General features: G+C 73.7%; 12 protein-coding genes. 5 read left to right on the top strand and 7 right to left on the bottom strand.

What is annotated here, in order from left to right; translation table 11 throughout:
- The 5 genes from ACE3Q3_RS14195 to ACE3Q3_RS14175 form a co-directional block, all read left to right on the top strand.
- The coding region (locus tag ACE3Q3_RS14195) for an ABC transporter permease subunit (RefSeq protein WP_374447087.1) at positions 1-270 on the top strand (270 nt) is incomplete at its 5' end.
- Complete coding sequence (locus tag ACE3Q3_RS14190) at positions 257-1,138, top strand: ABC transporter permease (protein WP_374447086.1); 882 nt, start codon at positions 257-259, stop codon at positions 1,136-1,138. The genes ACE3Q3_RS14195 and ACE3Q3_RS14190, both read left to right, overlap by 14 nt.
- Positions 1,131-2,123, top strand: coding sequence for an ABC transporter ATP-binding protein (locus ACE3Q3_RS14185; protein ID WP_374447085.1), 993 nt, complete (start codon positions 1,131-1,133; stop codon positions 2,121-2,123). Before ACE3Q3_RS14190 ends, ACE3Q3_RS14185 begins: the two co-directional genes overlap by 8 nt.
- Positions 2,120-3,094, top strand: a complete 975-nt coding sequence (locus ACE3Q3_RS14180; protein ID WP_374447084.1) for an ABC transporter ATP-binding protein — start codon at positions 2,120-2,122, stop codon at positions 3,092-3,094. Before ACE3Q3_RS14185 ends, ACE3Q3_RS14180 begins: the two co-directional genes overlap by 4 nt.
- Positions 3,095-3,126: 32 nt before the next feature.
- Positions 3,127-4,137: a succinylglutamate desuccinylase/aspartoacylase family protein gene (locus tag ACE3Q3_RS14175; RefSeq protein ID WP_374447082.1), complete on the top strand. Its 1,011-nt coding sequence runs from the start codon at positions 3,127-3,129 to the stop codon at positions 4,135-4,137.
- Here the strand turns inward: ACE3Q3_RS14175 and ACE3Q3_RS14170 are convergent.
- The 7 genes from ACE3Q3_RS14170 to ACE3Q3_RS14140 form a co-directional block, all read right to left on the bottom strand.
- Positions 4,127-5,917: a hypothetical protein gene (locus ACE3Q3_RS14170; RefSeq protein ID WP_374447081.1), complete on the bottom strand. Its 1,791-nt coding sequence runs from the start codon at positions 5,915-5,917 to the stop codon at positions 4,127-4,129. The two genes, ACE3Q3_RS14175 and ACE3Q3_RS14170, sit on opposite strands and share 11 nt — an antisense overlap.
- 4 nt (positions 5,918-5,921) lie before the next feature.
- Entirely contained in the window at positions 5,922-7,514 is a 1,593-nt protein-coding gene (locus tag ACE3Q3_RS14165; RefSeq protein WP_374447079.1) for an ABC transporter substrate-binding protein, read from the bottom strand.
- A gap of 32 nt (positions 7,515-7,546) precedes the next feature.
- Positions 7,547-8,611: an ABC transporter ATP-binding protein gene (locus ACE3Q3_RS14160; RefSeq protein ID WP_374447078.1), complete on the bottom strand. Its 1,065-nt coding sequence runs from the start codon at positions 8,609-8,611 to the stop codon at positions 7,547-7,549.
- Positions 8,608-10,824, bottom strand: coding sequence for an ABC transporter permease (locus tag ACE3Q3_RS14155; protein ID WP_374447076.1), 2,217 nt, complete (start codon positions 10,822-10,824; stop codon positions 8,608-8,610). Before ACE3Q3_RS14155 ends, ACE3Q3_RS14160 begins: the two co-directional genes overlap by 4 nt.
- 22 nt (positions 10,825-10,846) lie before the next feature.
- Positions 10,847-11,893, bottom strand: coding sequence for an ABC transporter substrate-binding protein (locus tag ACE3Q3_RS14150; protein WP_374447075.1), 1,047 nt, complete (start codon positions 11,891-11,893; stop codon positions 10,847-10,849).
- On the bottom strand, positions 11,893-12,921 hold the full coding sequence (locus ACE3Q3_RS14145; protein WP_374447074.1) for an ABC transporter substrate-binding protein: 1,029 nt from the start codon (positions 12,919-12,921) through the stop codon (positions 11,893-11,895). The genes ACE3Q3_RS14150 and ACE3Q3_RS14145 overlap by 1 nt, the downstream gene beginning before the upstream one ends.
- Before the next feature lie 138 nt (positions 12,922-13,059).
- Positions 13,060-13,698 carry a hypothetical protein gene (locus tag ACE3Q3_RS14140; protein ID WP_374447073.1) on the bottom strand — a complete coding sequence of 213 codons (639 nt, stop codon included), beginning with the start codon at positions 13,696-13,698 and terminating at the stop codon, positions 13,060-13,062.
- Between the last annotated feature and the right edge of the window lie 192 nt (positions 13,699-13,890).

Below are 13,890 nucleotides of genomic sequence, written 5' to 3'. Positions count from 1 at the left end.
GGCAAGCACGCGCTGAAGAACGTCATGATCCCGGTCGTCACCGTCATCGGCATCTCCTTCGGCCTGCTGCTCTCGGGCTCGGTGGTGATCGAGACCGTCTATTCCATCCCCGGCATGGGCCGGCTGCTGGCGACCGCGATCTTCAGCCGCGACTATCCCGTCATCCAGGGCGGCCTGCTGGTGACGGCGGCGACCCTGGTGCTGCTCAACCTCGTGGTCGACCTCCTCTACGCCGTCCTCGACCCGCGCGTGACCTATGACCGCCGCTGAGGCGGCCGCAGCGCCGGCGCGGCCGGCGGCCGGCCGCGCGCTCTGGCGCCGGCTGCTGCGCCATCGGCTGTTCGTCACCGGGGCCGTCCTCTTCGGGCTGATGCTGGTGCTGGCCGTCTTCGCCGACCTCCTCGAGGTCGCCGCGCCCGAGCGCATGCACTACCGCTTCCGCTTCAAGGGGCCGAGCTGGCAGTTCCCCCTCGGCACCGACAATTTCGGCCGCGACCTGTGGAGCCGGCTCGTCCACGGCGCCCGCCTGTCGCTGGCGATCGGCTTCGCCGTCGTCGTCGTGACCGGGATCGCCGGCACCGCGATCGGCCTCCTCGCCGGCTATTTCCGCCGCCTCGACGAGCCGCTGATGCGGGTCATGGATGCGCTGATGGCCTTTCCGGCGATCCTGCTGGCGATCGCCATCGCCGCCGCGCTGGGTCCGTCCGCGGTCAATGCGGTGATCGCGCTCGCCGTCGTCTACACGCCGCGCACCGCCCGCATCGTGCGCTCGACGGTGCTGGTCGTGCGCGAGATGGAATATGTCCAGGCGGCGCTCGCCTTCGGGGCGCGCCACCGCTGGATCATCCTGCGCCACGTCCTGCCGAACAGCCTGGCGCCGCTCATCGTCCAGCTCACCTTCATCTTCGCCTATGCGGTGCTGGCGGAATCGATCCTGAGCTTCCTCGGCGTCGGCCCGCCGCCGCCGACGCCGACCTGGGGCAACATGATCGCCGAGGGCAAGGACTACCTGCGCGAGGCGCCGCTGCTGGCGCTCTTTCCCGGGATCGCGGTGATGCTGACGGCGCTCGGCCTCAACATCCTCGGCGACGGGCTGCGCGACGTCCTCGATCCCCGCCTCCGGGTGCAGCATGACTGACCCCCTGCTGAGGGTGGAGGATCTGCGCGTCGTCTTCGGCCGCGGCCCCTCCGAGCAGGTCGCGGTCGACGGCGTCGGCTTCCATGTCGGCGCCGGCGAGACCTTCGGCATCGTCGGCGAATCCGGCTCGGGCAAGAGCCTGACCGCCCTCGCCCTGCTGCGCCTGGTGCCGAGCCCGCCCGGGCGCATCGCCGGCGGCCGCGTCCGCTTCGAGGGCAAGGATCTCGTGCAGGCGTCGGAAGCGGAGATGGAGCACATCCGCGGGGCCCGCATCGGCATGATCTTCCAGGAGCCGATGAGTGCCCTCAACCCGGTCTTCACCGTCGGCGAGCAGGTGGCCGAGGCGCTCCGCGTCCACGAGGGGCTGGGCCGGGCGGAGGCGTCGGCCAGGGCGCTGGCCCTGCTGCAGCGGGTCGGCATCGCCGACGCGCCGCGGCGGATGCGGCAGTATCCGCACGAGCTTTCTGGCGGCATGCGGCAGCGGGTGATGATCGCCGCGGCACTCGCCTGCCGGCCGTCGCTCCTGATCGCCGACGAGCCGACGACCGCGCTCGACGTCACCATCCAGGCCCAGATCCTGGCGCTCCTGCGGGAACTCCAGCGCGAGATGGGGATGGCCGTCATCCTCATCACCCACGACCTCGGCGTCGTTGCCCAGATGGTCGACCGGGTGATGGTGATGTATGGCGGCCGGGTCGCCGAGGAGGGCACGGTCGAGCAGGTCTTCGGCCGGCCGAGCCACCCCTACACGCGGCTCCTGCTGGAGAGCATCCCCTCCCTCGACCACGAGCGCGAGCGGCTGCCCAGCATCCCCGGCATGGTGCCGACGCTGGCCGAGATGCCGCCCGGCTGCCGCTTCCATCCGCGCTGCCCGCAGGCGATGCCGGTGTGCCGCGAGCGCATCCCGCCCGCGGTCGAGTCCGAGCCCGGCCACCGCGCCGCCTGCTTCGCCCAGCCGGGGGCGGCGATCGGAGGCGGACCGTGAGCGGACCGCTGCTCGAAGTCGCGGGCCTGAAGAAGCATTTCCCGATCACCCGCGGGGTGCTGCGCCGGCGCCAGGTCGGCGCCATCAAGGCGGTCGACGGCGTCGACTTCCAGGTCGCCGAGGGCGAGACGCTGGCGCTCGTCGGCGAATCGGGCTGCGGCAAGACCACGACCGGCCGCATGGTGCTGCGGCTGATCGAGCCGTCGGCCGGCACCATCCGCTTCGCCGGCCGCGACCTCACCGGCCTCGATGCCGAGGCGCTGCGCCCGCACCGGCGGGAGATGCAGATCATCTTCCAGGACCCCTACGGCTCGCTCGACCCGCGCATGACCGTGGCCCAGCTCCTGGAAGAGCCGCTGGTGATCCACGGCGTCGGCGACCGCCGCGCGCGCCGGGCCCGGGTCATGGAACTGCTGGAGCTGGTCGGGCTGCCGCAGGCGCACGCGCTGCGCTATCCGCACGAATTCTCGGGCGGGCAGCGGCAGCGGCTCGGGATCGCCCGGGCGCTGGCGTTGCGGCCGCGGCTCATCGTCTGCGACGAGCCGGTCTCCGCGCTCGACGTCTCGATCCAGGCGCAGATCATCAACCTGCTGGAAGACCTGCAGCGCGATTTCGGGCTGGCCTATCTCTTCATCGCCCACGACCTCGGGGTCGTGAAGCACGTCGCCGACCGGGTCGCGGTCATGTATCTCGGCCGGATCGTCGAGACGGCGCCGAAGCGGCGGCTCTACGCCCAGCCGCGCCACCCCTATACCCAGGCGCTGCTCGCCGCCGTGCCGGTGCCGGATCCCTTCGCCCGCAAGGCGCCGGTCGCGCTCGCGGGCGAGATCCCGAGCCCGGCGGCGCCGCCCCCCGGCTGCCATTTCCATACCCGCTGCCCGCTCGCCGTCGAGCGCTGCCGCGTCGAGGTGCCGCCCCTGCGCGCGCTGGGCGACGGGCACCAGGTCGCCTGCCATCTCGCCACCGCCTGATCCCGCCAGCACCCGCCGCCCGAGGACCTGCCATGACCCGCCCCAGCCGTCTCTCCTCCGAGGTCGATTTCGGACGCGAGGGCAAGCACACCGGCTTCCTGCGCCTGCCGCACTCCGTCCACCGCTCGGCCTACGGCTGGCTGCCGATCCCGATCGCCTCGGTGAAGAACGGCGACGGCCCGCGGGTGCTGCTGATGGCCGGCAACCATGGCGACGAGTACGAGGGCCAGGTCGCGCTGATGAAGCTCCTGCGCGCCATCGAGCCGGCACAGGTGCGCGGCCGCATCGTCTTCCTGACGGCGGCCAACTTCCCGGCCGCCTTCGCCGGGATGCGGACCTCGCCGATCGACGACGGCAATCTCAACCGGATGTTCCCCGGCGACCCCGACGGCACGGTGACGCAGCAGATCGCCCACTGGATCGAGCACGTCATGCTGCCGCAGTGCGACTACGTCATCGACCTGCATTCCGGCGGCAGTTCGCTGATGTACGTGCCGAGCGGCCTCGCGCGGCTGAGCACCGACCCCGAGCGGCAGCGGCGCACCCTCGAACTGCTGCGGGTGTTCGGCGCGCCCTGCTCCTATGTCGGCAGCGCCACCGGCACCGAGGACCGCACCCTGACTGCGGCGGCGGCCCGCCAGGGCGTCATGCATCTGAGCTCGGAACTCGGCGGCGGCGGGCAGGTGACGCCGGCGGCGCTCCGGGTCGCCGAGGAGGGGCTGCGGCGCGTCCTGCACCACATCGGCGCGCTCACCGGCGAGGCGCCGCCGCCGGCCGATCCGCCGACCCGGCTGCTGAAGGTCGAGATGGGCGCGCACTACGTCTATGCGCCCGACGGCGGCCTCTTCGAGCCGCTGGTCGAGCTCGGGCAGGAGGTCGCGGCGGGCGATCCCGCCGGCCTCATCCATTTCCAGGACACGCCCTGGCGGGAGCCGACGCTGGCGCGCTTCGCCGCTCCCGGCCTGGTGCTCTGCAAGCGCGTGCCCGGCCGCACCGAGCGCGGCGACTGCCTCTTCCACCTCGGTGCGGACTTCACGCCCTGACGGGATCCCCCAGCCGGTGGATGGCGGCGCCCGCCGTCTCCAGGACCTGCCGCACCCGGGCGGCCTGGAGCGGCGGCAGGCGCAGGGCTGTCACATGGGCGTGGTCGATATGGCGGGTGCCGAGGCCGAAGCGCTCGATCTCGTCCGGGTCCAGGACGTGGACCGTGGCATCCAGCGTCGGATCGGTGGCGACGGCGGCATAGCGCTCGAAGGGGCGCTGGCCGGGATCTGGAACATCCCAGCCGTCGAGCTCGACGCGGCCGGCGGCGGCGATCGCGACCCGCCATCCGCGGTCCCGGCGGAGGCGGGCGGCGATGTGCTCGGCGGCGGACCAGCCGCCGTCCTCGGCGAGGACCGCGACATGGGTCATCCGGAACGGCCGGCCCGGCGGGAAGCGCATCTCGAGCAAACGGTCGGCGACCCCCGGATCGGGCGGTTCGGCGAAATTGTAGTGGACGGTCAGGCTGGGCTGCGGGTTGACCTCGCAGAGGCCGGCGCCGACCTCCTTCCAGGAGCGGCCGATGTCGGGCGTGCGCAGGTCGACGCCGGCGATGTCGAGCCCGAGCACGGCGACGGCGCGCAGCACCATCCGCGCGGTCTCGGGGTGGATGCGGTCGGTGACGTCGGTCTTCCAGCCGGCGCCGAAGCGCAGCATCGGCAGCGGATGGACCTCGACCCGCCGGCCGGCCGCCGGCACGTCGTCGGGCGACAGGCCCTGGCTCGCGAGATGGCGCCGGGCGAGGGCGTCGGTCGGGATCGGCGACAGGCGGAAGCCGTCCTCGCGCGCGCCGCGGTCGCGCCCGGCATTGACCGCGGCGATGAGCCGGGCGACCGTCGTCCGGCCGTCGCCCACGACCGATGCCGGCTCGCCGGCGACGGCATGGACGATCCGGCCGTCGGCGACGAGGACGCGGTGCTCGACGCCGGGAATGTAGCTCTCGGCCAGGAGGTCCGGGCTGACCTCCCGGCTCGCCGTCCACACCGCCTCCAGGTCCTCCGCCCGGAACACGAAGCCGACCCCGGCCTGGCGGCGCCCGTCCTCGGGCTTGACGACGAGCGGCAGCCCGAGCTCGTCCAGTGCCCGGCGGGCGGCGGCGAGGTCCGGGACCGCCCGCTGGCGGGCGACCGGGATGCCGGCCTGGCGCAGGATGGCGTTGCCCAGGCGCTTGTTGCCCGCCACCTGCACCCTGGGCCAGGGCGTGCGATCGGTCGCGGTGGCGTCGAAGAGCTGGAGATGGCGGCCCTCGCCGATCTGCGAGACGCCGCCGCCGGGCGTGCGCATCAGGAACGGCAGACCGCGCCGTGCCGCCGCCGCGCAGAGGTATCGCCGCGAGGATCGCAGCCAGCCGTCGCTGTCCCGGCGGATCGCCTGGAGGGCCGCGCGGCGGTCCGCGTCCCGGTCCGGCCGCGTCCCGTCGGGCGCGAGCAGCGCCTCGGCCAGCTCGAATGCATGCCGCGTCAGCGGCGGGAAGCCCGGCCACAGCGCGGCGACGTTCCGCCGCTCCGCTGCGAGCGTCGACCTGGCGATGGGCACCGGGCGCAGTCCGGCCCAGCGGCAGATCGCGGCGGCCAGGAACTCCGTCGCCTCGGCCCGGTCCTGCGGTGCCGGCAGCCCACCCGCCGGCAGGCCCGGCGGCAGGATACGGTCGAGGCCGGCGACCGCCGCGTCCCAGGCGGCGGGCGTCGGCGGCTCGCCGCGAACCGGCCACAGCAGGGCATCGCCGTCGGCGAACCAGTTGGCCCCGCGCAGGATGGGCGGGGGGCGGCGGCCCGTCGCCATGGCGTCAGGGCGTCGCCGGGCGTGCGGCGACCGCCAGCGTCATCTCGTCGGCGCGCGCCTCGTACCGGATGCCCGGCCGGCTCGCCCAGACCGCCCGCTGGAAATAGAGCGGCAGCATGGCCGCGTCCTTCATCGCGATCTCGGTCGCCTCGCCGAGGGCCCGGCTGCGGGCCGCGTCGTCGCCGATGGCGAGCGCCGCGGCGAGCGCACGGTCGAACGCGGGGTTCGAGTAGCCCGAGCGGTTGTAGCCGCCCCAGCCGCGGACGGGGTCCGGCGTGGCCAGCAGGCCGCGCAGCGCCAGCGCCGAGTCCCCGGTCTCGGTCGACCAGCCGTCGAGGAAGAGGCTGAATTCCTGCTTGGCGGCGCGCGACTTGAAGACGTTGCCGGGCAGGCTCGCCACCTGCGCGCGGATGCCGACGCGCTGCAGCATGCCGGCGATCGCGACGGTGATCCGGTCGTCGTTGACGTAGCGGCCGTTGGGGCCGTGCAGGACGATCCCGAAGCCCGCCGGCACGCCCGCCTCCGCGAGCAGCCGGCGCGCCGCCTGCGGGTCGTGGCGATCGGGCTCGAGCGTCTGGCTGGTGCCGGGATAGGAGGCCGGCAGCAGCTGCGCCGCGGGCACCGCGGCGCCTTCCATGACCTGGGCGACCAGGGCCGGGCGGTCGATCGCCAGCGAGATCGCGCGGCGCACGCGCGGATCGCGCAACGGGTTCGGCGAGAGCGGCGTGCCGTCGGCGGCGGTGACGAAGGGCGTCGGGTCGCGCCGGCTGTCGAGCGCCAGGAAGAGGACGCGGCTCGTCACCGCCTCGGCCAGGCGCACGTCGGGGCGGCGGCGCAGGTCGGCCAGCGCGGTCGTCGGCACCGCCTCGACGAGGTCGAGATCCCCGGCGAGCAGCGCCGCCACCCGCGCCGCCTCCTTCGGCACCGGCCGGATCGAGACCTGCTCCCACGGCACGGCACCGCCCCACCAGGCACTGTTGCGCGCGAGTTCCAGTCCCTCGCCCTTGCGCCAGGAGACGACGCGGAACGGTCCCGTCCCGATCGCCGCCGCGCCGGAGTTGAAGGCGTCGGGCTTCGCGGCGATCGCGGTGCGCTGCACCATGCCGATGGCGGTCAGGTCCCAGGGCAGGGTGGGGGCGGGGGCGCGGGTCCGGATTTCCAGGGTCGTGGCATCGACCGCGCGGCTCGATTCGATCGCCCGGAGGTAGGTGCCGTAGCCGCCCGGGCTGCCCTCGACCGAGACGGCCCGCCGCAGCGAGGCCACCGCGTCCTCGGCCTCGAACGGCCGCCCGTCGTGGAAGCGGACGTCCGGGCGGAGCTTCAGCACCCAGCGCGTCGGCTCGGCCATGGTCCAGGAGAGCGCGAGGCCCGGGGTCAGGCGCTGGCCGGCGTCCTGGGCGACCAGCGGGTCGAAGACGTGGCGGGCGACCTGGGCGTTGGGCAGGGTCGAGTGGAAGTGCGGGTCGAGGGCGCTGTGCTCGACGGCGACGCCGACGCGCAGGCGCTGGGCCGCGGCCGGCGGCGATGTGACCAGGATCGCCGCGGCGCAGGTCGCGGCCAGGACGGTCCAGGCGGCGACGCCGCGGAGAAGGCCCAATCGCACCGGTGCTTCCTTTCGGCTGCCTCGCTTCACGACCGTACCAGGACGACGCCGCGACGGGCCAGCGTCAAGCCGGCGGCGGCCCCGGCCGGGAGCGCCCCGTCGACGTCGTGGCTGACGGCGAAGACCGGCCCGACCGCGCTGTCGAGGGTGTATTCCATGACCGCCCCCATGTAGGCGGCACGGCGCACCGTCGCCGGCAGGCCGCTCCCCGGCGGGCCGATCCGCACCGCCTCCGGCCGGACGGCGACCGACGCCGGGCCGACGGCGAGGTCGCGATGCGGCATCTGGACGGTCAGCGGCCCGATCTCGACCCGGGCCGAGGCGCCGTCGATGGCGGCGATCCGTGCCGGCAGGATGTTGGCCTCGCCCATGAAGCCGGCGACGAAGATGTCGGCGGGCAGTTCGTAGAGCTCGACCGGGGTGCCGGTCTGCGCGATCTCGGCGTTGCGCATGACGACGATGCGGTCGGAGACGGCCAGCGCCTCGCTCTGGTCGTGGGTGACGTAGACGACGGTGACGCCGAGCCGCTGCTGCAACTCGCGGATGTCGTCGCGCATGCGCCGGCGCAGGCGCGCGTCGAGGTTGGAGAGCGGTTCGTCGAACAGCAGCACGGCCGGCTCCAGCACCAGCGCGCGGGCGACCGCGACGCGCTGCTGCTGCCCGCCCGAGAGTTCCGACGGCAGGCGCTGGCCGAGCCCTTCCAGGCCGACGGAGACGAGCGCGGCGTCGGCGCGCTCCGCCGCCGCCCGCCGGCCCATGCCGGACGAGACGAGGCCGTAGGCGACGTTCTCCGCCACGGTCATGTGCGGAAAGAGGGCGTAGGACTGGAAGACCAGGCTGACGTCGCGCTCGCCCGCCGACAGCCGCGTGACGTCGCGCCCGGCGATGCGGATGGTGCCCTCGCTCGGCGTCTCCAGGCCGGCGATCATGCGGAGCAGCGTGGTCTTGCCGCAGCCCGACGGGCCGAGCAGCGTCACCAGGGTGCCACCCTGGATGACGAGGTCGAGCGGCTTCACCGCCGCCACCTGACCGTAGCGCTTGCCGATCCCGTCCAGGCGCACCTCGGCGCCGCTCTTGCCCCTGCCCGTCACGCGCGTCCTCCCACCGGAACGGCGGCGGGGACGCCCGCCTGCCTGCGGCCCAGCCGGCGGCGGCCGACCAGGAGCTGGATGATGCCGATGGCCACCACCATCAGCAGGATGAGGGCGGCGCTGTAGGCGATCGAGATGCCGTAGTCGCCGTTGATGACGCGGTTGATGATGAAGACGGTCGCCATCTCGTGCCGGGCGGAGACGAGGAAGATCACCGCGCTCACCGTCGTCATCGCCCGCACGAAGGAATAGACGAGCGCCGTCAGGATCGCCGGCTTCAGCAGCGGCATCACCACCCGGCGCAGGGTGCGGAAGGTGGAGGCGCCGAGCGTCGCCGAGGCCTCGTCGAGGCTGCGGTCGAGCTGGCTCATCGCCGCCATGCCCGAGCGCACGCCGACCGGCATGTTCCGGAAGACGAAGCAGGCGACGAGGATGATGGCGGTGCCGGTGATCTCGAGCGGCGGCACGTTGTAGGTGAGGATGTAGGCGACGCCGATCACCGTGCCCGGCACGGCGAAGGTCAGCATCAGGGCGAACTCGAGCGCGAAGCGGCCGGCGAAGCGCTGGCGGGAGAGCACCCAGGCCGCCAGCATGCCGAGCGCCGCGGTGATCGGGGCGGCGATCGCCGCCAGCGTCACCGTGGTCCCGAGCGAGTTCCAGGCGAGGCCCGAGAGGATCAGGCCGCCGTCGGGGCCGGTCGTGACCGAGAAGGCGCGGACGAAATGGTCCAGCGTCGGCGTCCAGTCGCGGCCCCAGACCTTCACGAAGGCGCCGGCCAGCGCCATCGCGTAGACGATCACGGTCAGGATCGCCCACGGCACGGCGATGGCGAAGGCGGCGACGGCGACCGGGCGCGGCAGCGGCGTCGGCAGCCCGGAATCGCCCTTGCCCGAGAGCGAGACGTAGGAGCGGCGCCCGAGCACGGCGCGCTGCAGGAAGAAGGCGGCCAGCGCGAAGGCGAGCAGGACCAGCGCCAGCATCGCGGCGCGGCCGAAATCGGCCTGGGCGCCGACGACGGCGAAGAAGATCTCGGTCGAGAGCACGCCAAAGGAGCCGCCGAGCACGATCGGATTGCCGAAGTCGGCGAGGCTCTCGACGAAGACGACGAGCCAGGCGTTGGCGAGGCCGGGTCGCATCAGCGGCAGCGACACGGTGTGGAACGTGCGCATCGGGCTCGCCCGGAGCGTCCGCGACGCCTCCTCCATGGCGGGGGAGATGCCCTCGACGACGCCGATCAGGACGAGGAAGGCGGTGGGCGTGAAGGAGAAGACCTGGGCCAGCCACACGCCCTGGGCGCCATAGATCCAGCGGCCGAGCTGGGCGCCGGTCAGAGCCTCGACCAGCTGGTTGACGACGCCGGACCGGCCGAAGATCAGGATCAGGCCGAGCCCGATGACGAAGGGCGGGGTGATGATCGGCAGCACCGTCAGCAGGCGCATCGCCCGCCGCGCCCGGAAGTCCGTGCGGGTCGCGATCAGCGCGAAGGCGAGGCCGAGCGCCGTCGCCGCCGTCGCCGTCGAGAAGCCGAGCGCCAGCGTGTTCCAGGCGACGCCGCAGGATTGTCCCGAGGCGATGCAGGCGAGGCCCCAGACCTTGCGGTCGGCCACCCGGTCGGCGAAGGCGGCGAGCGGGCCGGCGTCGGCGGTGCCGCCGAAGGCCTGGGAGAGGATGGTCGCCATCGGCCAGGCGGTGAAGACGAGGATGGCGCCGGCGAGCAGTGCCACCGCGCCGGCGGTGAAGCGGTCGCCCTTGAAGGCGCCGCGCAGCGCCAGGCCGTCGCTCGCCTGGAAGAGGAAGCCGACCGCCGCGACGGCGCCGCCGACGCCGATGCCGAACTGGCGGTCCTCGATCTCGCCGAACAGCGCCGCCAGCCAGGGCTGGGTCCAGCCGCGGATGCCGACCGCGAAGCCCTGGGTCGCGATCGCCGCCATGCCGAGGACGCCGGCCGCCAGCAGGATCAGGCCGCGCCGCTCGCGGTCGAGGCGCGGCACCAGGGCGGCGGGAGCGCCGACCACAAGCGCCGCCAGCACCGGCCAGAACCAGAAGCGCCCGTGCCGGGCCGCCTGGGCGGCGGCCGATGCCGCTTCGGGATCTTCCTGGACGAGCGCCAGGAGGGCGCTCCAGCCGATCCCGTCCTGCTGCATGTGCCACGGCAGGAGGGCCGCGCCGACCAGCGCCACCCACCACCAGGTCGCGGCCGGCGGCGCCTTCACCGTCGTCGCGGTCCGCCGCAGGTCATCGCGGCAGCCGTCCGATTTCCTCGTCCCAGCGGGCGAGCAGGCGGCTGCGCTCGGCCGAACGGCCGAAGCGGGCGAGATCCTGGCTCACCAGCTTCGCCTGCGACAGATCCGGGCTGCCCGGCGGCGGCGGCGCCTTGCGGTTGGCCGGCAGGTGCAGGTGCCCGGCCTTGGCGGTCAGGGCCTGCGCCTCGGGCGTCAGCGCCCAGTCGTAGAAACGGCGCGCCGCGTCGCGGTTGCGCGCGCCCTTGATGATCGACATGGCGTCGATCGCCAGCGTCGTGCCTTCGCAGGGGGCCGCCGTCTCGACCGGGAAGCCGGCCCGCTTCTCGGCCGCGAAACCCTGCACGAAGCCGAGCGACAGCGCGGTCTCGCCGCGCGCCACCGCCCGCGTCGGCGCGATGCCGGACCGCGGGTAGCTGTTGACGTTGGCGTGCATGTCGCGAAGGAAGCGGAAGGCCCCGTCCTCGCCGTGGAGCTGCACCAGGATGCTGAGGATCGTGTAGGCCGTGCCCGACGAGTGCGGGTTCGACATCTGGATCTCGCCGCGATAGGCGGGCTTCAGCAGGTCGGCCCAGCAGGCCGGCGCCGGCAGGTTCTTCTTGGCCAGCAGTTCCGTGTTGTAGCCGATGCCGACGACGAGCCCGGCCATGCCGACGGCGCGGCCGCCCGACGCCGTCCACAGGTCGCGGGCCCAGGGCTCGAGGTCGTCGAGGGCGGCCGGGCGGTGGGGGTCGGTCAGGCCCTGCTCGGCGGCGACGAGATGGGCGTCGGCCTGGCCCGTCCACCACACGTCGCCGCGCGGGTTGGCGGCCTCCGCGCGCATCTGGGCCAGGACCTCGCCGGTGCTCTTCTGGGTCATCGCGACGGCGATGCCGGTCGTCGCCTGGAACCCCGTCGCCATCTCCTGGCACCATTCGACGGGGCCGGAGCAGTAGAGGTTGAGCTGGTCCCGCGCCGCCGCCGGCGCGGCCGCGATCACGGCGAGCCCGAGCCCGAGCGCGAGCCCGGCCAACGCCGACCCGGCGGCGGCGAGGGCGCGCATCAGCCGCGCGGCAGGCTGCCGATCTCGCGGTCCCACCGCTCGATCAGCCGCTTGCGCTCGGCCGCCCTGCCGTACTTGGCGAAGTCGTACTCGATGAGCTTCATCTTGGAGAGATCCGGGGCCTTGGGCGGCAGCGGCGCGGCCCGGTTCGCCGGCGTCTGGAGCTGCTTGCCGGCGTCGTAGCCGAGGCGCTGCGCCGGCGCCGTCAGCGCCCAGTCGTAGAATTTGCGGGCGTTCGGCAGGTTGCGGGCGCCGGCGATGATCGACATCGAGCCGATCTCGAAGCCCGTGCCCTCGCACGGCGTCGCATAGTCGGCCGGGAACCCGGCATTGGCCTCGACCACCGCGTCGTGGACGAAGCTGATCGATACCGCCGTCTCGCCCCGCGCCACCGCCTTGATCGGCGCCGTGCCGGAGCGGGTGTAGGCGTTGATGTTCGGGTGCAGGGCCTTCATGTAGGCGAACGCCTGGTCCTCGCCCATGAGCTGGACGATCGTCGCGATCATGACGTAGGCGGTACCGGAGGAGTTCGGGTTGGCCATCTGGATCTCGCCCTTGAGTCCGGGCTTCACCAGGTCGGCCCAGCAGGCCGGGGCCGGCTGGCCCTTCTTCGCCAGCAGTTCGCGATTGAAGCCGAAGCCGAGGGCGCCGGCATAGACGCCGACGGCACGCTTGCCCGACTGCTCCCACTGCTGGCGTGCCCAGGGGTGGAGCTCCTTGAGGTTGGCGCTCTCGTAGACGAGCGTCAGCTTCTCCTCGGCCGCCGCCATGTGCGGGTCGCCGGTGCCGCCGAACCAGACGTCGGCCTTCGGGTTCTGCGCCTCGGCCCGGATCTGCGCGAAGGTCTCGCCGGAGCCCTTCTGCGTCATCGCCACCTTGACGCCGGTGTCCTTCTCGAAATTGGTCGCGATCGCCTGGCACCACTCGACCTGGACCGAGCAGTAGAGGTTGAGCTGGCCCTGGGCCATGGCCGGCCCGGCCAGCGCCAGCAGCGGCAGGCCTAGCAGGCCGGCCCGGATCGTCTTCATCGTCCTCGTCTCCCCCGTCGGGCAGCGACCGGCCGTGGTCGGCATCCCCGGTCCGATCGTCGTTTCGCCGTCTCGAATCTGTAACAATTCGCCGAGGGGTTGCCCAGCCGCATCGCGACCCGCATCCCGCGCCGGCGTTCACGCTTCGGTGGTCTGCCGTTCGAGCAGGGCGGCGATGCGCCGGCCGGCGGCTTCGGGATCGGGCGGCAGGCGGCGCAACTCGGTGCCGGCCGCGCGGACCGTCGCCTCCACCATGCGCCAGGCGCCGGAGGGTCGATCGACCGCGGCCATGGCGATGTCGAGGCGCCGGGTGCCGATGCCGCTCGCCGCGATCGCCTCGGGCGGCGCCGCATAGACCGCGGCGTCCATCTCGCGGTCCTCGACGATCTGCCCGTAGGCCTCCGGCAGGTTGCCGACGCGCTGCCCGGGTCGCCAGCCGTCGAGGTCGACGCCGGACCTGGTCGCCGTTCCCACGCGCCAGCCGAACCGCCGGCGCAGGGTCGCCGCCGCGGCCGCGGCGTGCGCCTCGAGATCGCCCTCTCCGACCAGCAGGACGTGGCGCATGCGGCCGCGGTCGGCCGGCGGGTAGGTGCGGTCGAGGAGGATGCCGGCCGGGTCGACCGGCGACGGGAAGCCGTAATGGACCGCGAGGTTGGGCTGCGGATTGACCTCGCAGATGCCGGCCCCGACCTCGCGCCAGGACCGCGCGATGTCCGGCATGCGCAGGTCGATGCCGGCGATGTCGAGATCGAAGACGGCGACCGCGGCTTCGGCCATCGCCTTGTTGTCGGGATGGATCCGGTGCGTGACGTCCTCGCGGCCGCTGCCGCCGAACCCCATCAACGGCAGCGGGTGGCCCGGCACGACCGCGCCGGCCGCCCGCCCCGCGGCGGGGCGGCCGGGCCACCCCGCGCACGCGCTCGCCGTGCTCGAAAACGACCGGGTCGGGCCCGACGGGCGGCCGTGGCT

Origin of the sequence: Allostella sp., from assembly GCF_041913585.1 — a bacterium.
Lineage (GTDB): Bacteria > Pseudomonadota > Alphaproteobacteria > ATCC43930 > Allostellaceae > Allostella.
Note: the sequence above shows the minus strand (reverse complement) of the source record. Positions and strands in the feature narration are given on the sequence as shown.